General features: G+C 59.3%; 21 protein-coding genes. 13 read left to right on the forward strand and 8 right to left on the reverse strand.

Annotated elements, in window-relative coordinates; all coding sequences use genetic code 11:
• The first annotated feature begins 204 nt into the window (after positions 1-204).
• The 8 genes from MWU53_RS10705 to MWU53_RS10740 all read left to right on the forward strand — a co-directional run bounded on the left by MWU53_RS10705 (position 205) and on the right by MWU53_RS10740 (position 8,015).
• Positions 205-1,761: an ABC transporter substrate-binding protein gene (locus MWU53_RS10705; protein ID WP_247093150.1), complete on the forward strand. Its 1,557-nt coding sequence runs from the start codon at positions 205-207 to the stop codon at positions 1,759-1,761.
• A 137-nt stretch (positions 1,762-1,898) separates the two neighbouring features.
• A complete protein-coding gene (locus MWU53_RS10710) occupies positions 1,899-2,879 on the forward strand; it encodes an ABC transporter permease (protein WP_247093152.1) in 981 nt (326 codons plus the stop codon).
• On the forward strand, positions 2,876-3,826 hold the full coding sequence (locus MWU53_RS10715; RefSeq protein WP_247093153.1) for an ABC transporter permease: 951 nt from the start codon (positions 2,876-2,878) through the stop codon (positions 3,824-3,826). Before MWU53_RS10710 ends, MWU53_RS10715 begins: the two co-directional genes overlap by 4 nt.
• Before the next feature lie 4 nt (positions 3,827-3,830).
• A complete protein-coding gene (locus tag MWU53_RS10720; protein ID WP_247093155.1) occupies positions 3,831-4,826 on the forward strand; it encodes an ABC transporter ATP-binding protein in 996 nt (331 codons plus the stop codon).
• Complete coding sequence (locus MWU53_RS10725; protein WP_247093157.1) at positions 4,823-5,869, forward strand: oligopeptide/dipeptide ABC transporter ATP-binding protein; 1,047 nt, start codon at positions 4,823-4,825, stop codon at positions 5,867-5,869. Before MWU53_RS10720 ends, MWU53_RS10725 begins: the two co-directional genes overlap by 4 nt.
• Positions 5,870-5,883: 14 nt before the next feature.
• The gene (locus MWU53_RS10730) at positions 5,884-6,846 is read left to right on the forward strand and encodes a LysR family transcriptional regulator (protein ID WP_247093159.1); all 963 of its coding nucleotides are present in this window, start codon (positions 5,884-5,886) and stop codon (positions 6,844-6,846) included.
• A gap of 87 nt (positions 6,847-6,933) precedes the next feature.
• A complete protein-coding gene (locus tag MWU53_RS10735; protein WP_247093161.1) occupies positions 6,934-7,200 on the forward strand; it encodes a hypothetical protein in 267 nt (88 codons plus the stop codon).
• 158 nt (positions 7,201-7,358) lie between these two features.
• The gene (locus MWU53_RS10740) at positions 7,359-8,015 is read left to right on the forward strand and encodes a hypothetical protein (RefSeq protein ID WP_247093163.1); all 657 of its coding nucleotides are present in this window, start codon (positions 7,359-7,361) and stop codon (positions 8,013-8,015) included.
• Between the two features lie 78 nt (positions 8,016-8,093).
• On the opposite strand, the gene MWU53_RS10745 is transcribed toward MWU53_RS10740, so the two are convergent.
• Positions 8,094-9,113, reverse strand: coding sequence for an NAD-dependent epimerase/dehydratase family protein (locus MWU53_RS10745; protein WP_247093165.1), 1,020 nt, complete (start codon positions 9,111-9,113; stop codon positions 8,094-8,096).
• 187 nt (positions 9,114-9,300) lie between these two features.
• On the opposite strand from MWU53_RS10745, the gene ilvD reads away from it, so the two are divergent.
• The gene (gene ilvD, locus MWU53_RS10750) at positions 9,301-11,136 is read left to right on the forward strand and encodes a dihydroxy-acid dehydratase (protein WP_247093167.1); all 1,836 of its coding nucleotides are present in this window, start codon (positions 9,301-9,303) and stop codon (positions 11,134-11,136) included.
• Between the two features lie 102 nt (positions 11,137-11,238).
• Entirely contained in the window at positions 11,239-11,922 is a 684-nt protein-coding gene (locus MWU53_RS10755) for a haloacid dehalogenase type II (protein ID WP_247093170.1), read from the forward strand.
• Here the strand turns inward: MWU53_RS10755 and MWU53_RS10760 are convergent.
• From MWU53_RS10760 to MWU53_RS10780, 5 genes are all read right to left on the reverse strand, one after another.
• The gene (locus MWU53_RS10760; RefSeq protein ID WP_247093172.1) at positions 11,895-13,430 is read right to left on the reverse strand and encodes a sulfatase-like hydrolase/transferase; all 1,536 of its coding nucleotides are present in this window, start codon (positions 13,428-13,430) and stop codon (positions 11,895-11,897) included. The two genes, MWU53_RS10755 and MWU53_RS10760, sit on opposite strands and share 28 nt — an antisense overlap.
• Before the next feature lie 165 nt (positions 13,431-13,595).
• A complete protein-coding gene (locus tag MWU53_RS10765; RefSeq protein WP_247093174.1) occupies positions 13,596-14,147 on the reverse strand; it encodes a biotin transporter BioY in 552 nt (183 codons plus the stop codon).
• A gap of 6 nt (positions 14,148-14,153) precedes the next feature.
• Positions 14,154-14,765 carry an energy-coupling factor transporter transmembrane protein EcfT gene (locus MWU53_RS10770; RefSeq protein WP_247093176.1) on the reverse strand — a complete coding sequence of 204 codons (612 nt, stop codon included), beginning with the start codon at positions 14,763-14,765 and terminating at the stop codon, positions 14,154-14,156.
• The gene (locus tag MWU53_RS10775) at positions 14,740-15,471 is read right to left on the reverse strand and encodes an ABC transporter ATP-binding protein (protein ID WP_247093178.1); all 732 of its coding nucleotides are present in this window, start codon (positions 15,469-15,471) and stop codon (positions 14,740-14,742) included. The genes MWU53_RS10770 and MWU53_RS10775 overlap by 26 nt, the downstream gene beginning before the upstream one ends.
• Before the next feature lie 132 nt (positions 15,472-15,603).
• Complete coding sequence (locus MWU53_RS10780; RefSeq protein ID WP_247093179.1) at positions 15,604-16,464, reverse strand: LysR family transcriptional regulator; 861 nt, start codon at positions 16,462-16,464, stop codon at positions 15,604-15,606.
• Positions 16,465-16,563: 99 nt separating this feature from the next.
• On the opposite strand from MWU53_RS10780, the gene MWU53_RS10785 reads away from it, so the two are divergent.
• The 3 genes from MWU53_RS10785 (at position 16,564) to MWU53_RS10795 (ending at position 19,835) form a co-directional block, all read left to right on the forward strand.
• A complete protein-coding gene (locus tag MWU53_RS10785) occupies positions 16,564-17,709 on the forward strand; it encodes a TauD/TfdA family dioxygenase (RefSeq protein ID WP_247093181.1) in 1,146 nt (381 codons plus the stop codon).
• Positions 17,706-18,293, forward strand: coding sequence for an HD domain-containing protein (locus MWU53_RS10790; RefSeq protein ID WP_247093183.1), 588 nt, complete (start codon positions 17,706-17,708; stop codon positions 18,291-18,293). Before MWU53_RS10785 ends, MWU53_RS10790 begins: the two co-directional genes overlap by 4 nt.
• 120 nt (positions 18,294-18,413) lie before the next feature.
• Positions 18,414-19,835 (forward strand): M10 family metallopeptidase C-terminal domain-containing protein, encoded by a 1,422-nt coding sequence (locus MWU53_RS10795; RefSeq protein ID WP_247093185.1) that lies wholly within the window; start codon positions 18,414-18,416, stop codon positions 19,833-19,835.
• Here MWU53_RS10795 and MWU53_RS10800 read toward each other — a convergent pair whose 3' ends face one another.
• The gene (locus tag MWU53_RS10800) at positions 19,836-20,327 is read right to left on the reverse strand and encodes an ureidoglycolate lyase (RefSeq protein WP_247093187.1); all 492 of its coding nucleotides are present in this window, start codon (positions 20,325-20,327) and stop codon (positions 19,836-19,838) included.
• Positions 20,324-21,745: an allantoinase PuuE gene (puuE, locus tag MWU53_RS10805; RefSeq protein WP_247093189.1), complete on the reverse strand. Its 1,422-nt coding sequence runs from the start codon at positions 21,743-21,745 to the stop codon at positions 20,324-20,326. Before puuE ends, MWU53_RS10800 begins: the two co-directional genes overlap by 4 nt.
• Positions 21,746-21,857: the final 112 nt, after the last annotated feature.

A 21,857-nucleotide genomic window follows, 5' to 3' on the forward strand; every position in this document is an offset into this window, starting at 1 on the left:
GGGCATTTTGTTTTTCTGGCGATCAAGCCCCTCTGTCCACGCGTCGCGACCAACCGCAAGATGGTAAAAACATATATATCTAAGTGTGTTGGTCCGACATCTGTGCCCCTCATGCGCCCTGCGCATACCCTATTCGATATCGGCATTTGCGCCCATTCGCAGCCCCGACTAGCGTTTTGGTCACAACCACAGGGGAGTAAATCCATGACAAAGATTGTCCGTAGCCTTGCGGCCGTAGCCGCAGTGGCGACGTTGGCATCGGCAGCATATGCCGAAACCACCGTGCGCGTCGCTTATGACGCTGACCCGGTCTCGATGGACCCGCATGAACAGCTGTCTGGCGGCACGCTTCAGCTGTCGCACATGGTCTTTGACCCGCTGGTGCGCTGGACCAAAGATCTGCAGTTTGAAGCCCGTCTGGCCGAAAGCTGGGAACAGATCGACGACACCACCATGCGCTTCAAGCTGAAGAACGGCGTCAAGTTCCATTCAGGCAACATGCTGACCGCTAAAGACGTGGACTGGACCTTTGACCGTTTGAAGGCCAGTGACGACTTCAAAGGCATCTTCGCACCGTTCACCGATGTTGAAGTTGTTGATGACATGACCTTCGACCTGAAAACGGCCGAGCCCTATCCGCTGGTGCTGCACACCGCGACCTACATCTTCCCGATGGACAGCGCGTTCTACACCGGCACCACCGATGACGGCAAAGACAAGTCGGAAATCGTAAAGCACGGCGACAGCTTTGCCTCGCGCAACATTTCGGGCACTGGCCCGTTCGTTGTGTCCGAGCGTGAGCAGGGTGTGAAAGTGGTCTTCGATCGCTTCGGCGACTACTGGGACACTGAAACCGCTGGCAACGTCGACAAGATCATCCTGACTCCGATTAAAGAAGACCCGACCCGTGTGGCCGCGCTTCTGTCGGGTGACGTTGACTTCATCGCGCCGGTTCCGCCGACTGATCTGAAACGCGTTGGCGATGCTGACGGTGTTGACCTGATCACCATGGCGGGCACGCGTATCATCACCTTCCAGATGAACCAGAACCGCGTCGAAGCCTTCAAGGATCCGAAAGTGCGTCTGGCCATCGACTATGCCGTGAACAACGCTGGCATCGTAGACCGCATCATGCGTGGCTTCGGCACCGTGGGTGCACAGGCATCGCCGGCTGGCTATCTGGGCCATGACCCGGCAATCACGCCGCGTTTCGACCTGGAAAAAGCGAAGGCTCTGATGGCTGAAGCTGGTTACGCTGATGGCTTCTCGATCACGATGATGGCTCCGAACAACCGCTATGTAAACGACGACAAGATCGCACAAGCTGTTGCCTCGATGCTGTCGCAGATCAACATCAAGGTTGACCTGCAGACCATGCCGAAAGCCCAGTACTGGCCCAAGTTCGACGAGCGCGCTGCTGACATGATGATGATCGGCTGGCACGCAGATACCGAAGATTCGGCGAACTTCCACCAGTTCCTGTCGGCTTGCCCAGATGAAGCCACCGGCAACGGTCAGTACAACTCGGGTGCTTACTGTAACTCGATGGCGGATGACCTGATGAACGCTTCGAACAGCGAAACCGACCCGGCCGTCCGTGCCGAGCAGCTGCAGAAGCTGGAAGGTATCCTGTACGACGAAGCGGCCTTCATTCCGCTGCACTGGCAGAACCTGGCATGGGGATCGAAGTCGAACATGAACTCGGCTGACATCGTCAACGCTCTGAACTTCCCTTACTTCGGCGATCTGGTCGTCCAGTAAGAGGTAACCTCCGGGCTGGCCTTGTGCTGGCCCGGATCCCATCCTGATTGCGCATCGACCGCTTGGCTCTTGCGAAGCTGCCTGTCACCTGACATCACACGGTGCGCAACAGATACACGTCTACAAAGGTCAAAACGATGTTTGCCTATCTCGTTAAGCGAGTTTTTCAGGCGATTGCAGTGATGTTCGTCATCTCGGTAATCGGCTTTGCCATCCAGGGCAATCTGGGCGATCCGCTACGCGAGCTGGTCGGGCAATCGGTATCAGAAGAAACGCGTCAGCAATTGCGGGACGAGCTAGGGCTGAATGACAGCTTCATGACCCAGTACCTGCGGTTCGCGGGCAACGCGCTTCAGGGGGATTTGGGTACGTCCTATTTCTTCAAGGAACCGGCGCTGGACGTGATCTTGAAAAAACTGCCTGCCACGCTTGAGCTTGTGATGGGCGCGACACTTATCATCATCGGTCTGTCGGTCCCGCTTGGTGTGTATACGGCCATCAAGCCGGACACCGTCCTGAGCCGCATTATCATGGGGTTGTCGATTGTCGGGATCTCGATCCCGGTTTTCCTGACGGCGATCATGATGATTTTCGTCTTCTCGGTGCACTATGGTTGGTTCCCATCCTTTGGCCGAGGTGATGTTGTCCATGTCTGGGGCTATTGGGAAACGAACTTCCTGACGGCGGACGGGTGGATGCACATCATCCTGCCCTCGTTTGCGCTTGCCTCGATTATGTTGCCCCTGTTCATCCGGCTGATCCGCTCGGAAATGATGGAGGTGCTGCAGTCCGAGTACGTGAAATTCGCCAGAGCCAAGGGCATCAGCCCGCGCCGCATCTATTTCCTGCATGCGCTGAAAAACACGCTGCTGCCGGTCATCACCGTAGGCGGTGTGCAGATCGGAACCATGGTGGCCTATACAATCCTGACCGAGACGGTGTTCCAGTGGCCGGGCATGGGCTTTATGTTCCTCGAGGCCGTGAACCGCGTCGATACGCCCCTGATCGTGGCCTATCTGATCGTAGTGGGTTTCATCTTTGTGGTCACCAACACCATCGTTGATCTGATCTATGGCCTTGTAAACCCGACCGTGAACATCGCGAGGATGGGCGCATGAGCAGCAACACCATGACCTCTGCCACTGAACCTTCGCGTTTTGCGAAGATCTGGAACTCGAATATCGGGTATAGTTTCCGCAAGAACCCAGTTGCGATTGTCAGTATGGCGATTTTCCTGATTATCGCGATGTCCGCGTTGCTGTCGCCTCTGCTTGCTCCTTATGATCCCTATGATCCGGCGTCGATCGACATCATGAACTCGGAATATCCGCCGTTCTGGGTTTCGGGATCGCTGCCCGAGTTCTCGTTGGGGACGGATGATCAGGGCCGCGACTTGTGGTCGACGATCCTGTACGGCACGCGCTTGTCGCTGCTGATCGGTATCTGCGCCGTAGCGCTGCAGGCCTTCCTTGGCATCTCGATCGGCCTGATCGCGGGCTATGTGGGCGGCCGTCTGGACAGCCTTCTGATGCGTCTTGCCGACATCCAGCTAAGCTTCTCGACCCTGATGGTCGCGATCATCTTCCTTGCGGTGACGCAGGCGATGTTCGGGTCCGAGACCTTTAACCAATACGCCGTCTTCTTCCTGATCGCCGTGATTGGCGTGGCCGAGTGGCCGCAATATGCGCGGACTGTGCGGGCGACCGTGCTGGCCGAGAAGAAGAAAGAATACGTGGACAGCGCCCGCGTGCTGGGCTTTGGTCCGGGCCGCATCATGGTGCGGCATATCCTGCCGAACTCGCTCTCTCCGATCTTTGTCATCTCGACCGTGCAGGTGGCAAACGCCATCATTTCCGAGGCATCTCTCAGCTTCCTTGGTTTGGGTATGCCGCCCAGCCAGCCGTCGCTTGGGTCGCTGATTTCGTCGGGCTTCGACTATATCTTCTCGGGCAGCTGGTGGATCACCGTCATTCCGGGCGTGGTGCTGGTCGTGCTGGTCCTTGTCATCAACCTGCTGGGCGACTGGATGCGAGATGTCCTGAACCCGAAACTCTATAAGGGGTGACGCGATGAGCCTTCTTTCCGTCCGTGACCTGACCGTGAAATTCGCAATGCGCGAACAGACGGTCACCGCTTTGAACGGCATTTCCTTTGATCTGGCGAAGGGCGAACGCCTTGGGATCGTTGGGGAAAGCGGGGCGGGCAAGTCGATTACCGGCTTTGCCCTGATGAACCTGCTGAGCCGTCCCGGCTTTATCGACCATGGCCAGATCATGTTCGAGGGCGAAGACGTCGTCACCATGAATGATCGGCAGCTGCGTGGCATGCGCGGCAACCGCATGGCGATGATCTTTCAGGATCCCATGGTGACGCTGAATCCGGTTCTGACCATCGGCCAGCAGATGATCGAGACCCTGATGGCGCACCGCAAGCTGTCACGCGAAGAGGCGCGCCAGATTGCGATTGTGAAGCTGCGCGAGGTCTATATCCCCTCGCCCGAAGAACGGTTAGAGCAGTATCCGCACGAACTGTCCGGCGGGATGCGCCAACGGATTATCATCGCCATTGCCCTACTTTTGGACCCGCAGCTGATCATCGCAGACGAACCCACCACCGCGCTGGACGTGACCATTCAGGCAGACATCATGGAGCTGCTGCTGGAACTGTGCCAGTCCAATCAGGTGGGCCTGATCCTGATCACCCACGACCTTGGCGTTGTCAGCCAGATGACCGAGCGCACGCTGGTTATGTATGCGGGCCGCATCATCGAAGCCGGCCGCACGCGCGAGATCATCAACGATCCGCAGCACCCCTATACGCAAGGCCTGATCAACGCCCTGCCACAACAAACACTGCCGGGCCAACGGCTCAAGCAGATCCCGGGAAATATGCCATCACTCACAAACATCCCCCCCGGGTGCCCATTTAATCCGCGGTGCGAATATGCAACCGACCTGTGCCGCTCGCGCATCCCCGAAATCTCGCATTACGGCGAGGTCGAGGTCGCCTGCCACGAGGTTCAGCGCCTGCAATCCAACGACGCCCGGCGAGAGGTCAAAGCATGAAGGACATGGCAACCCAGCCCGCCCTGTTAGAAATCAAGGGGCTTGAGAAGCGGTTCGATCTGGATCAGGGCTTTCTTGAGACGGTAAAGTTCAAAGGCGGCCGGATCACGCGGGAAGCGCGATCAGTCCATGCGGTGAACAACGTGTCACTGGACGTAGGCCGTGGCGAGGCGCTGTGCGTCGTGGGCGAAAGTGGCTGTGGTAAGTCCACTGTGGCCCGTTTGGTGGCAGGGCTTCTGACCCCCAGCGCCGGCGAGATCCACTACGAGGGACAGCGCATTGATGATCTGTCACGCCATGACATGTTGCCCCTGCGCAAGAAGATCCAGATGATCTTTCAGAACCCCTATGCATCCCTGAACCCGCGCATGACGATCCTGCAAGCGCTGGAAGAGCCGGTGCGTCACCACAACCCGAAGTATTCGGCTGCAGAAGTGCGCGACAAGGTGACCGAGGTCATGATGTCCGTGGGTGTCGATCCCACCTGGATTAAACGCTATCCGCACGAGTTCTCTGGCGGGCAACGTCAGCGGATCGCCATCGCGCGCGCCTTGACCGTCGATCCCGAGTTCATCATCGCGGATGAGCCAATCAGCGCACTGGACGTCTCTATTCAGGCGCAGGTTCTGAACCTGATGCTGGAAGCCAAGGAAAGCCGCGGTCTGACCTATCTGTTCATCACCCACGATCTAAGCGTGGTTGAACATTTCGGCACGCGGGTTGCGGTTCTGTATCTGGGGACCGTCTGCGAAGTTGCCGAAACGGCAACTCTGTTTTCGAATCCAAAACACCCGTATACTCGGGCTTTGCTGTCCGCAGTACCGCAGCTGAAGGATGACCGGCCGAACCATATCCGCCTGAAAGGCGAGATCCCGACGCCGATCAATTTGCCGCAAGGGTGCCCCTTCGAAAGCCGCTGCGCTTTTGCGAATGGCAGATGCAAAAGTGAAAAGCCGCGCGCCATTCACCAGCCAGACGGCAGCATGGTTGCCTGTCACGCCCTTGAAGAAGGTCGGTTGGATGCGGATGCGCCTGGCCTTTAAGGCGGATTGGTCCCTTGGACATTCTTTGGTTGAAAGACTTTGAGGCTCTGGTCGCGTGCAGAAATTTCTCGCGCGCGGCGGAAGAGCGGAATGTTAGTCAGCCGGCATTTTCGCGCCGGATCCGTGCGCTTGAAAATGACATCGGCGTCCGGCTGATCAACCGCGAGACGCTGCCCCTGACATTGACGCCTGCGGGCGATGTGTTCCTGTCGCAGGCGCGGCTGATGCTGCGGACCTATGAGGAAACGATCGAGCGCTGCCAAACCATTGATGCGGCGAAGGAAAACGTGATCCGTTTTGCCGCGTCCCAGTCGCTTTACATGACGCATTACAAGCATCTGATCGCGCCCTTGGTGACCAAAGGCGGGATGGAGACGGATCTGAACTCGACCTCGTGGGCGGCGGATCAATTTGTCAGCGCATTGCAGCAGCGCTATTGTGATGCGTTCCTGACCTATTGGCACCCGTCGATGGATTACCTTGGCCCGCTTGAGGTGGCGAATTTCGAGCATATGACGCTGGCCCATGACCTTTTCGTCCCGGTATCTCGCTGTAAGCCGGGTGGGGATGCGGAGTTCTCATTCAGTGAAACCGCAAAAGAAGCTGTGCCGCTTCTGTCTTATGGTGCTGTGTCGGCCCTGCGGTCGGTGCAAGAATTCGTGGTCGAACAGATCGTCAGCCCGCGCAAAGTCTTTGTGGTGAACCAGAATGCGCTGGCCAACAGTGTGAAAGCGATGATTCTTGAAGGGTTCGGCATGGGGTGGCTTCCGCTCAGCCTGTGCCAATCCGAGATTGACAAGGGGTTCCTGACCATCGTGGACAATCGTCTGGTCACAGAGCTTGAGATCCGCATCTATCGTGATCCAAAGAACAGCAAAGATACGCTGAGCGATCTGTGGGACCAGCTCTCGGATCTTGGACCTGATGCATTGCCTTCTGCTTTGTCGGATGCGCAACAGGGCGTTCGGCCCGGTTAAGCCTTCTTCAACCCCTCTGCTTAGAAAGCTCGACATCCATCACGAAAGGCGCAGTCCGCCTGCGTGTGAATTTGTCAGGAGCTTGCAATGTCCAATCCTTTTGAAAACCGTTCGCCGTCCCTGCGTGGACCGGCCACCGATCTGGTCCCCGTCGTGCCGTCCGATCTTAGCGATCTGCCCGACGTGGCCGTGTCATTGTATGTGGAAACCGGTGGCGCCGTTTCGTTTGTCAGCGTGGCCGGGGGTATTCGCACCGTTACTGTTGCTAACAACTCGATTCTTCCGGTGGGTGTGTTGAAAGTCATGTCGTTGGGGACCACTGCGACCGGCATTCATGCCTTTGTGCTGACCTGATGTTGGGGTTAGGTTTTGAACTTCCGGCGTTGGCCCTGCGAAGCGCAAGGCCTTCGGCGGCACCCGCGCCGTTCTCACCCCTGCAACTTGCACCGTCTGCGATGTTTGATCCGGGGAACACGGCGCTGCTTTATCAAGACGATGCAGGGACGACTTCTGTGACGGCGGATAACCAGCCGGTAGGCCTTTGGCAGGATGAATCGCCGAACGGGCTGGATCTGAGCCAGACAACCAGCGTTGAGCGTCCAAGTTATCGCACGGATGGCACCTTCCATTGGATCGAGATGGATGGGGTGGATGACAGGATGATCTCGGCACCGGTGCTGCGGCTGGGAAATCCTACGACGATGGTTATCGGCTATCAGATGCTGTCGACCGCGGGGCTTGGTCGCGTCAACATTGCTGAGATCAGTAAGAACTCGATCAATGCAATGTCGTTTGGTTCGCGTCCCTCCAATGATCGTTTGCAGTATATGAGCCGTCTGGATGACCAGGGCGTCGGCAATTCGCATGTGTACGCTCAGTTCCCCTACGGTGGGTATCAAAAGCGTGTCGCCACACTTCAGGCGACGTCTGGTCAGGTGGTCATTCGGATGGATGGGAATGTTGTTTTGAACACAACCCAGAATCTGGCCAACGAGTTCATTGACGCGCAGCCTTTGCGGGTCGGTTGGGGGGTCAGCGGGTCCAGCATGCGTGGCGCGTTCCGCCTGTTTGGATTGCAGGTCTGGAATGATCCGGCAACCCAGCCTGATGCTGCGCAGATTGATCAACTGGAAAGCTGGATGGCCAACAAGATTGGCGTGACGCTGTGACCTTTTGCGTGGCTGACCGGATTATAGAGTGCTCAAAACCCGCCCAATAGAGGCGGGTTTTGTTTTTTATGTAGAGGGTTAGACTTTGTAGTAGTCCCGGTACCACGCGACGAAGCTGTTCACCCCGTCGCGGAAATCGGTGGCCGGGCGATAGCCGGTTAGGCGCTGCAGCAGGGTTGCATCCGCCCATGTGGCGGGCACGTCGCCCTTCTGCATCTCCATGTAGTTGCGCACGGCTTTTTTGCCCAAGGCGTCTTCAATCGCTTCCACGAAATCCAACAGACGCACCTTGTCCGAGTTGCCGACATTCACCACACGATAGGGCGCGGCGGGGGACAGGCTGTCGCCCTCTTCGATGTCCTCTTTGCTGTCGGGCCGCACCGGAGGGCTGTCGATCAGAAGGCGGATACCACGCACCAGATCCTCGACATAGGTGAAATCACGGAACATGTCGCCGTTGTTGTAAATGTCGATGGGTGTGCCCTCGATGATCCCCTTGGTGAACTTGAACAGCGCCATATCAGGCCGTCCCCACGGGCCATAGACAGTGAAGAAGCGGAACATGGTCGAGGGGATGTTCCACAGATGCGCATAGCTGTGCGCCATGCTTTCATTCGCTTTCTTGGTCGCGGCATAAATGGTCAGCTGATTGTCAGCCTTTTCCATCTCGGTGAACGGCATCTCGTCATTCGCGCCATAGACCGAACTGGTCGAGGCCATCAACAGATGGTCAACTTCGTGACGGCGGGCGGCTTCCATCACGTTGAAGGTGCCGACGACATTCGAGTCGATATAGGCACGGGGGTTCTCGAGGCTGTAACGCACCCCGGCCTGCGCGGCCAAATGGACGATCACGTCTGGTTCGAACTCGTCCGCCATATTGTCGAACAGCTCCAGATCTTCCAGCATGCCTTCGGTGGCCGAGAAGCTTTCGTTTTGCAAAAGCATCTGATGGCGGCGCTGCTTTAGGGTGACGTCATAGTAATCCGTCATCCCGTCAAAGCCATGCACGCGAAAGCCTTCTTCCAGCAGCAGTTTTGACAGGTGATAGCCGATAAATCCGGCCGAGCCCGTCACAAGAACCTTACGTTTACCCATTGAAAATGACCTTTTCTGAAATCGTCTGTTTCAACCCTAAACGCCGGGTACCCCAGCGCCAAGCGCCTTGGCAAGACGCCGCGTTCACCGTGCAAACCCTGAGGGGATGTCAATCGGGTCTGGTTTCAAGGCGCGCGAGGTGATAATCGCAGCCAGACAGGAACATCAAGATAAGGGTGGGAACCACATGCCTGCTTACAGATCCAGAACCTCGACCCATGGCCGCAACATGGCCGGTGCCCGCGGCCTTTGGCGTGCGACCGGGATGACAGACAGCGATTTCGGTAAGCCGATCATCGCCATCGTGAACAGCTTCACACAATTTGTGCCGGGTCACGTCCACCTGAAGGATCTGGGCCAGATGGTCGCCCGCGAGGTCGAGGCCGCAGGCGGTGTCGCCAAGGAGTTCAACACCATCGCCGTCGATGACGGGATCGCGATGGGCCATGACGGGATGCTCTATTCGCTGCCGTCGCGTGAAGTGATCGCAGATTCGGTCGAATACATGGTCAACGCGCACTGCGCCGACGCCATGGTCTGCATTTCGAACTGCGACAAGATCACCCCCGGTATGCTGATGGCCGCCATGCGTCTGAACATCCCGGTGATCTTCGTATCCGGTGGTCCGATGGAAGCGGGTAAGATCGACATTGCCGATCTGGACATGACCAAGATTGACCTTGTCGATGCGATGGTCGCCGCTGCCGACGACAGATTCACCGACGAACAGGTCCAGCATATCGAAGAAAACGCCTGCCCGACCTGTGGGTCGTGCTCGGGCATGTTCACCGCGAACTCGATGAACTGTCTGGCCGAGGCGCTGGGCTTGGCGCTGCCGGGCAACGGCTCGACGCTGGCAACCCATGCCGACCGCAAGGGCCTGTTCCTGGAAGCTGGCCGCAAGATCGTCGAGATCACCAAGCGTCACTATCAGGACGAAGAAAAAGGTCTGCTGCCGCGCGAGATTGCGACCTTTGAAGCGTTCGAGAACGCCATGTCGTTGGACATCGCCATGGGCGGATCCACCAACACGGTTCTGCACCTTCTGGCCATCGCCAACGAAGGCGAAGTTGATTTCAACATGACCCATATGGATCAACTCAGCCGCAAGGTGCCGTGCCTGTGTAAGGTCGCGCCGAACATCCACAACGTGCACATGGAAGACGTGCACCGCGCGGGTGGCATCTTCTCGATCCTTGGTGAATTGTCGCGCGCGGGTCTTCTGCACAACGATTGCTCGACGGTGCATTCCAGCACCATGGGCGAGGCGATTGCCAAATGGGACATCAAGGTTGCCAACAACCCCGAAGCGGAAAGCCTGTTCAAGGCGGCCCCGGGCGGCGTGCGCACGACGCAGGCGTTCTCGACTGAAAACCGATACAAGGAACTGGACACCGACCGTGAAGGCGGTGTGATCCGGTCTAAGGAACACGCGTTCAGCCAAGATGGCGGTCTGGCGGTTCTGTTCGGCAACATCGCTGAAGATGGCTGCATCGTGAAAACCGCAGGTGTGGATGCGTCGAACCTGACCTTCACTGGCACCGCGCATGTCTGCGAAAGCCAGGACGCTGCCGTGAACAACATCCTGACCGGCAAGGTTAAGGAAGGCGACGTTGTGGTCATCCGCTATGAAGGTCCGCGCGGTGGGCCGGGCATGCAAGAGATGCTCTATCCGACCAGCTATCTGAAATCGAAGGGTCTGGGTAAATCCTGTGCGCTTCTGACGGACGGTCGCTTCTCGGGCGGGACCTCGGGTCTGTCGATTGGCCACGCTTCGCCGGAAGCGGCTGAAGGCGGTGCCATTGGCCTTGTGCAGGACGGCGACAAGATCGAGATCGACATCCCGAACCGCTCCATCAACCTTGCCATCTCGGATGAGGAAATGGCCGCACGCCGCAAAGCGCAGGATGAAAAAGGCTGGCAGCCTGCCGAGCCGCGCAAGCGTAAAGTGTCGAAGGCACTGAAGGCCTATGCGATGCTGGCCTCGTCGGCCGCAAAAGGCGCGGTGCGCGTCATCGACTAAACACAAACGGGCGCGTAGGTAGGAATACCCACGCGCCCGTTTTCCCTTTCCCGACCGCCCCCTCTGCCCCTAGGCTAAGGATGCGAACGGAAAGGATCACCCATGTCCATCAAAGCGATAGCCTTCGACGCCTATGGCACCCTACTAGATGTCTATTCGGTCGGTGCATTGGCGGAAGAGTTCTTCCCCGGCAAGGGCGCGGAGATCGCCGTCACATGGCGTGACAAGCAAATTGAATACACGCGCCTGCGCACGCTGTGCGACCGTTACGCAGACTTCTGGCAGGTGACGGGGGATGGGCTTGATTATGCCTGCGAGCTGCATGGGGTGACGCCAACCTCCGCACAGCGCGCAGCCCTGATGGGCGCCTATGAAAAGCTGACCGCATTTGACGAGAACCACGCCCAACTGACCCGCCTGAAAGCCGCTGGGGTGCCGATGGCGATCCTGTCCAACGGGACGCGTGCGATGATCGACAGCGCGCTTAGAGCTGCTGGGTTGGACGGGCTGCTGGACCATGTTTTGTCCGTCGACAGTGTCGGCAAGTTCAAAACCGCGCCCGAGGCATATCAGATGGGCCCGGATGCGTTCGGCTGTGACACATCAGACATCCTGTTTGTCTCGTCCAATTGCTGGGATATCTGCGGGGCCACGTGGTTTGGCTATCACACGATCTGGCTGAACCGCTATGGCCTGCCGATGGAGCGGCTCGGCGTCGAGCCAATGGCGCGCGGGACAAGCCTGAAGGACGTGGCGGATTACGCGTTGGCGTCGTTTTCCGGGTGACGCGGGGCACGTTTCGGCCCCTGATCGGTAATCATGTCATACGATAGCGTATGGTCCATGTTTCGCATCCGGTGCCGCAGCATGTGCCGGGTTAGACGGGCCAGATCAGGTGCGAATTCTGGCTTGTCCGCCACGTCCTCTAGCTCTCCCTGACCATCGTGATCAAACAGCAGCGGCGGCAGATCGGTGGCGAACTCGATCAGCGTAAACCGGCTATCGCGCAGGATGCCAACGCAGGAATTGCTGGCATCCGTGCCCAGCTCTTTTTGCCACAGGGTCGGTGTGATCGGGTCGCCAAAGTCCAATTCCGAGAAGGAATAGGCGCGCCAATCCTCGGGCGTGCTCCCCGACAGGAACGGCAGCAGAGACCGCCCGTCCATCGCGTTCGGCACCTCTTGTCCGACCCATGACAGGATCGTTGGCGTCAGGTCGATGCTCTCGGTCGGCACGTCCACTACATGTCCTGCGATACAGCCCGGAGCGTGGATGATTAGCGGCGTGTGATAGGCCGCGTCATAGACCGAATGTTTGCCCCATGCGTGGTGGTCGCCCAGCATCTCGCCATGGTCGGCGGTGACGATCAGAAGCGTGTCGTCCCATTGATTGCTGTCTTTCAGGAAGGTGACGACGCGCCCGATATGGTGATCCACTTCCGTGGCCAGTCCCAGATAGACGGCGCGCAGGGCTTGTAGGGTCTCATCGCTGTCGTCGGCCTTGGCTCCAATGACGAAACTCGCAGCCTTTTCTTTGGCCAGCGCAGGCCCGAAGAAGGGATGCACTGCGGCCTCGTCCTTGCGCGTGCCGACACGCGTGGGTGCGGGCAGGGTGGTTGGATCGTACATGTCGTTATAGGGCGCGGGGGCAACAAGCGGCGGGTGCGGCCGGATGTACGTCAGATGTGCGAACCAGCTTTGATCGGCATAGGCGGGCATCCGGTCAAGGAACTGGTCGGTCAGGAAGGCGGTGTCGCTGTCCTCGGCCTTATACACAGCCGGGGCGTTCAGCGCAGAGCCATCGCCGCCGGGAATGTAAAGCTGCCAGTAATTGTCCCAGTGATGCCCCTTGCCCATCAGGTAGGACCGCCACGGGTACGACATCTCAAGCCGCATCTCGACCTGTTCGACAAAGCCGGACATCGCGGCTTCATAGGTCTGCACGGCCGGGTCATTCGGGGCGAAGACACGCGGGTCTTGCGAGGTGTCTGTGTAGCCAAACAGCATCGGCAGATAGCCCGCCTTGCGCATCTCGCTGGCGATGGTGGGGGTGTCGTGACGAAGCGGCGTGCCGTTACGGACCGAGCGGTGGTTCATCGCGTATTGCCCCGTCAGGATCGAGGCGCGAGACGGCCCGCACGGGTTCACGACCGAGAAGTGGCGTTTGAACGTGACGCTTTCGTCCATAAGGGCCCGCAGGTTGGGCAGGTCCACGTGATCGGCCAACGCCCCATGCAAGCAGTCCGCCCGCAGCTGGTCGATGATGATAAACAGCACATTCTTCTTGGCGGTCATCGCGGATCTCCTCCCCTGTTATGAAATTGATAGGGCATGGATTTTCTGTCGGTCCAGAGGAAGTTTCACTGGACCCGTCGAAACCGGCAAACTGGTACGTCCGGCAAAAGAAAAGCCGCAGCGCTTGGGGGCGCTGCGGCTGAAGCCCGAAAGGGCGTTTTTGGATTATGCTTCGGCGCGCGACAGAACGCTGGCCGGGCGCACTTTAACCAGTGCTGCAGTCAACATGCCTGCAAGGGCTGCTTTGATCACGTCGCCGGGAATGAACGCGGTGATCAACGCGGTCGCTTCCACCAGCGACTTGTCCAACATGAAAGCCATGCCCGGAATGCCGAAGGCATAGAGCACGATGATGCCGCCCACGACGGCAGCCACACCGGCGCTCAGCCAGACGGGGCCGGCGCGCCATTTTTCAGTGATCAGGCCGGTGACGAAGGCCGCGATCGGGAAGCCGATCAGGAAGCCGACGGTCGGGCTTGCAAAGACGCCAAGGCCTCCGCGTCCGCCAGCCAGAAGCGGCAGGCCGATGGCGACCAGCAGCAGGAACAAGAGCACGGCCAGAGCACCACGCTTGGCGCCCAAGATGGTGCCGCACAGCATGATGCCTAGGCTTTGGGCGGTGATCGGAACGCCGAAGAACAGGTCAATCTTGGGGATCAGGCCCAAGGCCGCGATCAGCGCCGCAAACAGGGCGATAAGGGTTACGTTCTTTTCCATGATTTCTCACTCCTTCATAGCGTCGAAACCACCGCGCGCACGCAGCGCGTCGGCAATATGGTCTGCGTCGTCCAACGCAAGAACCGTGAATGGCAGGATGATGCGCCAGCCGGGACGGCGGGCAGACCGGGCGCGCCACGCCTCGGTCAGGTGGGTGCCTTTTGCCAGAAGCACAGGCGTAAAGCGGATGACCAGAGCGATGGCGGTCTCAAGATATTCGGTACGCAGACCTAGCGCACGCAGGGGCGTTGCCAGCCAGCGTACGACGGAGATCATATCAGACAGGCGCGTGGTCATGGTGACCAGATTGGCCAGCCCCACGGCGGTCAGCATGCGCAGGATGATCACCATCCCGTCCACGGGGCTGCGGATGATGATGTGATAGATGCCGACCAGCAGCACGAAGGGCCACAGCACCTTCAGCGCGCGCAGTCCGGCGTGCAGGAAACTTTGGCCGGGCAGAGCATAAAGCGCCAGCGTGGTTGCAAAAGCGGCCAGATGGAACCACAGGCTTTGCATCTGGAACAGCACGATCGTCACGACGCACAGCCCCGCCAGCTTCAGCCCGGCGGGCCAGCCATGGGCGCGGGTCTCAATCGGAGAGGTCAGAGATATCATCGCTCTCTCCTTTCTGTGTCATCTGGGCGGTGAAGGCGGGCAGCACGTCGGCGGGCAGGCCTTGCTGCGCCAGCGCCCCGGCTTCGATCCAGATGACATGATCATAGGCCGAAAGCTCTTCGGGGTCATGGGTGACGTGCACCAACGTGCCTTCGTACTGATCCAAATAGCGGCCCAGCTGCATCCGCGTGGGGATGTCCAACCCAGCGAAAGGCTCGTCCAGCACCAGAATGCGCGGGGCCATTGCAAGAACCGCCATCAGACAGACGAGTTGCTTTTGTCCCTGAGACAACCCGTGCACGTGGCTATCCGCCCAATGGGATTTGCCAAACCGTTCAAGTTGTGCGCGGGCGGCACCCTCGGGATCGTCAAGCCCAAGCTGGCGCAGACCGAAGGCCAGTTCCTCGACCACAGTGGGGAAGATGATCTGGTGGTCAGGGTTTTGAAACAGGATGCCCACCAAGGACAGCGCCGCGCGGCGATCTTTTGCTGGATCGACTCCGTCGATCCGCACGGTGCCTGCGCTGGGCGTGATCAGACCAGACAGAAGCCGTGCAAAGCTGGTCTTGCCAGATCCGTTGCGCCCGATGATGCCGATGCGTTTTGCGGTCAGGTCTACCGACAGGTCCGAGAGAATCCGACGCTCGGCCACCGTAAGGGCAGCGGTGCTGAATTCGATCCGCGCGGCTTTCATCTGACTGTCCATGTGCCCTTTCCAAGGCCCGAAGTTTGCAGGTGTTTGACGGGGCTTTTACCCGGACGCAAGAGAGAATGCCGCAAGAAAATGCAGAAAACGTAGTTCTACCACGTCACATTTCGGGCCGCGAATTTGATCATGTCAGGTGCAGAATGCAGTTGTCAGCGTGTTCCATTGGCGCTGGGTCAGCTCGCCGCGCTCTGCCACCATCCAGTAGGAATTTTCGGACGGAAGCGAGTCATCCGACAATCGGATCAGCGCGCCGGCCCCCAATGCGTGCTCGACCAAGGGCATCGAGGCTAGCAGCACGCCCGCGCCCGCCCGCGCGGCGGCAAGGGCAGCTGTGAAGGTGTCAAATCGCAGATGCGGAATCGGAGTGGGGGCGTCCCCTGTCTGTGCCGCCCATTCGTGCCAACCCATGCGTGGCCCGGACAGTCCGATCCGTGGCAGGTCCTGCCAGCGGTCGGGCTCCACGTCCTGCATCAAGGCAGGGGCCGCGACGGGGGCCAGCACCTCGTCAAACAGGCGGGCGCGGTGGGGGATGCTCCAATCCCCGCTGCCATAGCGCAACCGCACCCCGCGCAGCTGCGGATTATCCTCGGACGCCAGCATCAAGGTCTTGAACGACAGCTGCACATCCGCGCCCAGCGACAGCCCCGCCAATCGCGGCGCAATCCAGTGTTCAAGGACCGAGGCGCTGCTCCAGACCGTCAGGCGTGTGCGTTGAATGCCGAACAGTTCCTCTGAACTTTGGCGCAGCGTCCCCAGCGCGTGGGTGACATAGGGCAACCACGCCTCGCCCTCGACCGACAGGACAACGCCGCGCGGCTTTCGGATGAACAGTGCGACGCCCAGCCGGGTTTCCAGATGCCCGATCCGCTGGCTGATCGCGGCCTGCGTCAGTCCGGTTTCCGCAGCGGCGGCGGTAAAGCTTCCCAGTCGCCCGGCGGCCTCGAACGCGTGGACCCAGTCGAGGGGTAGGTTTGAAAGGGGATTATCCATAAGTAAATCGGGGTCTCAGGTATGTTTTCGCTTGGTTGTCCTTATCACGCTTTGCGCGGACAATCATCCTAGGATCAACGCGTCACAGGAGACACGCGCATGTTTACCAGCCAGCTTGACCCATCGGGCCAGGTTCTGACCCTGACCACCCCGAACGGCCCCCTTCGGTTTCACGCCATGTGGCTGCGTGACAATTCGTGGGACCCCGAGACCCGCGCAGCAGGCAATGGCCAGCGCTTGGTGTCGCTTGGCGAACTGCCCGCCGACACGCATATGACCGAGGCCGGGGTGAGTGGAGATCAGATCACTGTCACCTTTGCGCCCGAGGGCAAGACTGTCACCTATAATGCCGGCTGGCTGGTTGAGAATGCTTATGATCGTCCGGCGTCAACGGAACGTGGCTGGCTGGGCGAAGGCATCGAGACTTGGGATTCCGGCCTGATGGGCAATGTGCCAATCGGTGATTTCGCACAGCTTTCTTCAGATTCGGATGCGCTGGGCGCGTGGCTGGAACAGGTTACACGTTACGGCTTCGGCAAGGTCGTGAACGGTCCGGTCGAGGACGGCGCGCTGTTCAAAGTCGTCGATCTGTTCGGCTATGTGCGCGAGACCAACTATGGCCGTCATTTCGAGGTACGGACCGAGGTGAACCCGACCAACCTTGCCTTCACTGGGCTGGGGCTTCAGGCCCATACGGACAACCCGTATCGCGATCCGGTGCCTTCGGTTCAGGTGCTCTATTGCTTGGAAAGCTCGGCCGCTGGGGGCGAGAACATGGTCGTGGACGGCTTCGCCGCCGCGCGTCGCCTGCGCGAAGAAGACCCTGCTGCCTTCGACGTTCTGGCCAATCACTGCGCGCGGTTTGAATACGCGGGCGAGGAGGGCGTTTGCCTGCAATCGCGTCGCCCGATGATCGAACTGGCCCCCGATGGTGAGATCATTGGCGTGCGCTTCAATAACCGCTCGCTGGCGGCTGTGACCGACGTGCCCTTCGACCAGATGCAGGCCTATTACGCCGCCTATCGTCGTCTGGGCGAGATTATTGATGATCCGGCGATGGAGGTCACTTTCCGCCTTGAACCGGGCGAGGGCTTCGTGGTCGACAACACCCGTGTTTTGCACGCCCGCAAAGGCTATTCCGGCGAAGGCACGCGCTGGCTTCAGGGCTGTTACTCGGACAAAGACGGGCTGCGCTCGACCGCTACCGCCCTGTCGCGTTCGCGCACGCAGGAGGCTGCAGAATGAAGCCGAATATCGAAACCCTCACCGCAGAGAACATCGTCGCGTTTATCGGCGGTATCTTCGACCGCCGCGGTGGCGAGGAGTATCTGGGCGAAGACGTCACCATGGCCGAGCACATGCTGCAAGGTGCCACGATTGCCGAGCAGAATGGTCAAAGCGAAGAAATCATTGTCGGCGCCCTTCTGCATGACATTGGCCATTTCACGTCCGAGTTCGGCACCTATCACCCCGACGACACCGAAGACCGGCATCACGAAGACGCAGGCGCCGAGGTGTTAGAGCAGTTCTTTCCGAGCGTGATCACCGATTGCGTGCGGTTTCACGTGGCGGCGAAGCGGTATTTGTGCGCCACGAAGCCGTCCTATTTCGACCGGCTGAGCGCTGCGTCGGTGCACACGCTGGAACTGCAGGGCGGACCCATGAGTGCGGACGAGGTGGCCGCGTTCGAAAAAAACCCCAACCTGAAAGAGATCATCGCCGTCCGCTATCTGGATGAAGCGGGCAAGCGTGCCGGGATGGAAACGCCGGATTACTGGCACTTCGCACCGATGGTCCAGCGGATGGTGGATCGGCACCTTGGGGCTTAGTTTCAAGGCGTGGGCAGTTTGTCGCAATGCCCGCGCAAAACCGCTGATCAACGATTTCAACCTTGCGGTGAGAGGCAATTTTTGCTTTGAAGTACGCAAATAAAATTTTGCGAGGTTGGTATGTGCGAAAAATGCGGTGATTTCAGGCATGTAGAAGGCGGAAACACGGGCTATACCGTTAGTGCGTTTTCTGCGGCGTTGCCCACGTATTCGGTCACTCAGGTTGCAGACTATCTGGTCAATGGATTCTGGACCGAAAATGGTCTTTCGCCGCGCAAGTTTGCTGTCTCTTCCGGGGGCACGCTGACCTATTCGGTCGTCGGTGTGGCGGCTGCCGGGGTCTGGTTCATTGAAAAGGCGCTGCAAGCGTGGAGCGCTGCAACTGGCATCAACTTCGTGAAGACCACCGGGACTGCAGATATCGTGTTTGAAGATGACGACCCCTCGGGGGCTTACAACTTCTCAAGCACATCTGGCAGCACCATCATTCAGTCAACGGTGAACGTGCATCCAAGCTGGTATGCAGGCGAAGAATATGACCTGCACAGCTATTCCTACCAAACCTATGTGCACGAAATCGGTCATGCGCTTGGGCTGGGGCATGGCGGAAACTACAATGGGTCGGGGTCGTTCCCAGGGGACGCGCACTATGCCAATGACAGTTGGCAAATGTCGGTCATGTCCTATTTCAGCCAAACCGAGAACCCAAATGTGAACGCCGATCTGGCTTTCGTCCTGACGCCGATGATCGCGGATGTTACCGCGGTTCACAGCATGTATGGCACGCCGACCAATGTGAACACCGGCAATACCATCTGGGGCTATGGATCGAATGCCCAAGGTCCGGCCGGTGATTTTGCCTCGCTAGCCGGTGGCGGGATCGGGATCGCCATGACCGTGGTCGATACGGGCGGCATCGACACATTCGATTTCTCTCAGACACAGGCCAACCAGAAGATCAGACTGCAACCGGGTAAAATCTCGGATGTGCTGGGATATACTGGGAACCTGATCATCGCCAAAGGATCGGTCATCGAGCACGCTTATGGCGGCGGAGGCAATGATCTGATTGTTGGCAACTGGCGCGACAACCATTTGTTCGGCAACGGCGGCGACGATCATTTGAAAGGCGGCAAGGGCGATGACGAGCTGACGGGCGGAGCGGGCGTGGACGCGCTGCGCGGCGGCAAGGGCAGCGATATCCTGTACGGCTCCTCGGGCGATGATAAAATCAGGGGCGGTGGTGCTTCTGACGATATCTACGGTGGCGCGGGCGATGATTGGCTGAAAGGTGGCTTCGGCAAGGATCGGTTCTATTTTGATGATGGCACAGATCGTATTGTCGATTTCAATGAAGGCCAGAACGACAAGATATACATCGACGATGCCCTGACCGGTGGCGCGACCGCCACCCAGATCTTGAACAATAATGCGACCGTTCAAAACGGGGATGTGCATATCGACTTTGGCAATGGCGATGTGCTGATTATCGAAGGCGTGACCGACAAGATGGATCTTGTGGACGATATTTTGTTCTACTGATCACGCTTTAGGCGGATGGACCAGAACCGGGTTGGGGAAGACGAATTCCTCGAGGTTCGGTCCATCTCCAATCCTATCTACCACCGCATAAAGCCCCTGTTCCCCGATCGGGGCCAGAACCCCGTGCCATGTGCCTTTGTGCAGATTGATCGCCTGATCCGGGCGCATCACAAAGGCGCGCGGCGTGCCGGGGCTGCCGCCTTCATCCGGGCAGACGGTGACCAGCAGGGGGACGCCGTTCATCGGGATGAAGGCCTGCGAGCCCAGAGGGTGGCGTTCGACCAAATCCAGCGCATAGGGAAACTGCCGTGCCTTGCCGTCAAACAGGCTGATCCCGGCGCGCCCCTCGCCAAACTCCAGTTGTGCCAGATCGTGATGGCGCTGGCACTGGCCTGCGTTGATGGTCAGGCTGTCGCGGTCGGTCAGTTCCAACACATCTCCGAACGGCGCGAAGGCCTCGGCGGTCAGGGGCTGCGCGGTGATCGTCGTCATGGCAGCAGGTCCATCAGGCGGAACGCGGCGATGCGTTCGACCTGGCGGCAGGCCTCGGCAAATTCGGTGGCCCGGTCGTTATGGATGCGCCGCTTGAAGGCCGCCAGAATGGACGCCTTGTCGTGGTCTCGCACCGCTATGATGAAGGGAAAGCCGTGCTTGGCCACATAGTCTGAGTTCAGATGCACAAAGGTTTCGCGCTCTTGGTCCGTCAACATGTCCAGCCCGGCGCTGGCTTGCTCGGATGTGCTTTCCGCAGTCAGTCGCCCCGCCGCCGCCAGTTTTCCCGCCAGATCGGGGTGCGCAGTCAGCACGTCCAGCCGTTCTTCTTCGCTGGCGGAGCGGAAGGCGCGGCAGAGCGCGTTGTGCAGACCCTTCGCGCTGTCATGCGCGGGGCCAAGCTCCAACTCGAAGGCGCGTTCGGCAACCCAAGCGGAGTGCTCGAAGATCCCACCGTATAGAGCAACGAAACGGTCGCGGGCCATCTGACTGGGGCGTTCGATCCGCCGGTGTGGGTGGTGAACCGCCCAATGCTCGGCAATCTCGATCCGGCGAGGACACCAGACATCGTCGTGACGTTGAATGTGGTCGATAAACCGGCGAAGCCCCGCGATCTTACCGGGGCGCCCGATCAGGCGGCAGTGTAGCCCGACTGACATCATCGCAGGGCGACCTCCTGCCTGACCTTCCGCATAGAGCGTGTCAAAGGCGTCGATCAGATAGTCTCCGAAATCACCGCCTGTCACCCATCCCGGCGCGGTGGCAAAGCGCATGTCATTGGCTTCCAGCGTGTAGGGGATGATCAGCTGATCACGCTCGCCGATCTCGGCCCAATAGGGCAGATCATCGTCATAGGTGTCCGAGACATAGTCAAACCCGCCATGCTCGGCGACCAGTCGCACGGTGTTTTCGGAACACCGCCCGGTGTACCAACCGCGCGGAGGCGTGCCGACGACCTCGGTATGCAGACGCACCGCTTCGTTGATCGCGGCGCGTTCCTCGTCCTCGGGCATGTCTTTGTGTTCGACCCATTTCAACCCGTGGCTCGCGATTTCCCACCCGGCGTCCTGCATCGCGGCAACCTGTTCGGGGCTGCGCGCAAGGGCAGACGCCACGCCATAGACCGTCACCGGAATATCCGCGCCGGTGAACAGGCGATGCAGCCGCCAGAACCCCGCCCGCGCGCCGTATTCATAGATGCTTTCCATGTTCCAATGCCGCTGGCCGGGCCACTGGGCGGCACCGGGAATGTCGGACAGGAACGCCTCGGACGCGGCATCGCCGTGCAGCACGCAGTTCTCTCCGCCTTCCTCGTAGTTCAAGACAAACTGGACCGCGATCTTGGCATCATTGGGCCAATCCGGGTTGGGGGGTGTCGGCCCGTGGCCGCGCATGTCACGGGTGTATCTGTCGGGCATGGGTTCCCTCGTGCTTGGTTCCCCTCCACCCTTCCAAGGAACCGGGTTCAGGTCAAATGGGATTGCTCGTTGGCGCGGTTCCCTCGATAGTGGAGCAACGAAAGGACATATC

The sequence above is a fragment of the Aliiroseovarius sp. S1123 genome (assembly GCF_023015885.1).
In the GTDB taxonomy this organism is placed as follows: Bacteria; Pseudomonadota; Alphaproteobacteria; order Rhodobacterales; family Rhodobacteraceae; genus Aliiroseovarius.